Below are 2,261 nucleotides of genomic sequence, written 5' to 3'. Positions count from 1 at the left end.
CCGCACCAGGTCGTCCCACATGAACCAGAAACGGTCCTGACCCGGCGTACCGAACAGATACAGGATCAGATCGTCGTCCAGGGTGATCCGGCCGAAATCCATGGCCACCGTGGTGGTGGTCTTGCCCGCCGTGTGGGTCAGATCGTCGATACCCGCCGATGCGGAGGTCATCACGGCCTCGGTGCGCAGCGGGTTGATCTCCGAGACCGCACCGACGAAGGTCGTCTTGCCCACGCCGAATCCGCCGGCCACCACGATCTTCGCGGAGGTGGTGGACCGTCCGGCCGCGGGCATGCCGTAGCCCTGCTGGCTCGTCTGTCCCATGGAACCCATCGGCCCCACAGGCGGGGTCGGCTGCCGCCCGGCGGGGTCCATCTGCGGGCTAGAGCTTACGAAGTCCACTGAGCACCCTTTCCAGCAACGTCACGTCGGGGGCGCCGCCCGGGTCCGAGGCGCTGCCCGGCTGGTGGATGGCCACCATCCCGGCCTCGGCGAGGTCGGCGACGAGAATGCGGGCCACCCCCAGCGGGATGGCCAGCAGCGCGGAGATCTCCGCAACCGATTTGACCTCCCGGCACAGGTGGCAGATCCGCTGGTGCTCGGGAAGCAGCCCCTGCAGTTGCATCGGGTCCGCGTTGCTGCTCACCAGAGCCTCGATGGCGAGCTGGTAGCGCGGCCGGGTGCGCCCGCCCGTCATGGCATACGGACGCACCAGAGGCTGGTCGCCCTCACCTCCGTACGGCGCATGCGCATTGTGCACACCGTACGGATCGTGCGAAGCGGGCGGCGGGGTCATGGCTCCTCCGAGCGAGGCATGGGGTCGGCGAACGGACTGTGGTGCTCAGGTGGGGGGAGCGTGATGATCAGTTGAGGATGCTTCCCTGGAGTTCCGCGCGTACGTCGGGAGTGAGTACGCTTCCTGCACGGTCCACCAGGAGCGCCATCTCGTAGCCGATGAGGCCGATGTCCGCTTCGGGGTGGGCGAGGACGGCCAGCGAGGACCCGTCGGAGATGGACATGATGAACAGGAATCCCCGCTCCATCTCCACAACCGTCTGATTGACGCTACCGCCCTCGAAGATGCGGGAGGCACCCGCCGTCAGCGAGGTGAGCCCCGAGGCGACCGCCGCCAGCTGATCGGCGCGGTCCCGCGGAAAGCCCTCCGACATGGCCAGAAGCAGGCCGTCGGCGGAGACCACCACCGTGTGCGACACCCCAGGGGTGTTCTCCACGAAGTTGGTGATCAACCAGTTCAGATTTTGCGCAGCCTGGCTCATCGGACTCAACTAACGCTCCTGCTGATAGGTGGGACCTGCGCCGCGGTTGTCCGTGCCGGCCTGTCGGCCCTGCTGGATACCGCGACGGAGATTGGTCAGCCGACCACGCACGTCGTCCGGCGCGCGGGAGACCTGGGGACCGGCCTGTACGGAGGGCTGCTGCTGTTGCGCGGTGCCCGCCACCAGGTTGGCGCGGGGCACCCGGCGCGGCAGACCAGAGGTGGTCACTCCGCCTGCCGCGGGCTGACGAAGCTGCTCGGCACGGCGCCAGCGCTCGTCGTTGGGTGAGGCTCCCCAACCGGCTTCGGCACCGGCCCCGCCCTGTTCCGCACCGCCGACCGCGCCGCTGCCCGGCGCCGACTGGCGCTGCGGCAGCGGAGGCACGGCCGAGGCGGGCTGCCCCGGACGCGGGGTGGGCGCCTGTGCCGGCTGCTGTGCGAGGCCGCCGTCGACGCCGGGGGCGGTCTGCGGGCTCCGGTTGCCGTCCTGGTCGGCACCGTGCGCCTGCTCGGGACGGCTCGGCTGCGCCGGCGGCTGCGGGGCGGACGGGCTCGGACCACGGAACCAGTTGGACTCCATGGACGCGAAGATCGGTGTCGGCGCGTCCGCGGGGGCCGGAGGGCCGGACGGTATGCCCTCGGCCGGATTCGCGCCCGACCGCTGCGGACCCGAGAGGTCCTGTCCCAGCCCCTGGTGGCCCTGGCCCTGGTGGCCCTGTTCCGCTCCGGGGTGTGCCGGGCGGGGGTACTCACCGGTGCCCTCGGGCTCGTCGTGGCCGCGCGGGGTGTCCTCGTCGCCGGGGCCCTGCTCGGGCCGGGCCCAGCTCGGCCGGCTCTGCTCCGCGTCCGCCGGGCGGTCCGCCGGGGCGTCGCCGAAGGTGGGGCGCGCGAACTGCGCGGTGTCGCCGGGGCCGCCGCCTGCCTGCGGGTGGGCGAACTGTCCGGTGTGCCCGGGACCGTCGGGGCTGCCCGGCTGGGCGTACTC

Annotated in this window: 3 protein-coding genes and 1 pseudogene; all 4 read right to left on the bottom strand. The window is 71.6% G+C overall.

Translation table 11 applies throughout. The features are described 5' to 3' along the window. Window positions 1–294, bottom strand: a 294-nt coding sequence (locus tag JW613_RS35430; protein ID WP_209215305.1) for a GTP-binding protein, incomplete at its 3' end; no start/stop codon positions are given. A gap of 88 nt (window positions 295–382) precedes the next feature. Further along, a complete protein-coding gene (locus tag JW613_RS35425; protein WP_099884545.1) occupies window positions 383–796 on the bottom strand; it encodes a DUF742 domain-containing protein in 414 nt (137 codons plus the stop codon). A 67-nt stretch (window positions 797–863) separates the two neighbouring features. Further along, window positions 864–1,277, bottom strand: coding sequence for a roadblock/LC7 domain-containing protein (locus JW613_RS35420; protein ID WP_099884543.1), 414 nt, complete (start codon window positions 1,275–1,277; stop codon window positions 864–866). Window positions 1,278–1,286: 9 nt separating this feature from the next. Beyond that, window positions 1,287–2,261, bottom strand: a pseudogene (locus JW613_RS35415) (histidine kinase); the annotation flags it as partial.

It is taken from the genome of Streptomyces smyrnaeus, from assembly GCF_017676345.1.
Classification (GTDB): Bacteria; Actinomycetota; Actinomycetes; order Streptomycetales; family Streptomycetaceae; genus Streptomyces; species Streptomyces smyrnaeus.
Note: the sequence above shows the minus strand (reverse complement) of the source record. Positions and strands in the feature narration are given on the sequence as shown.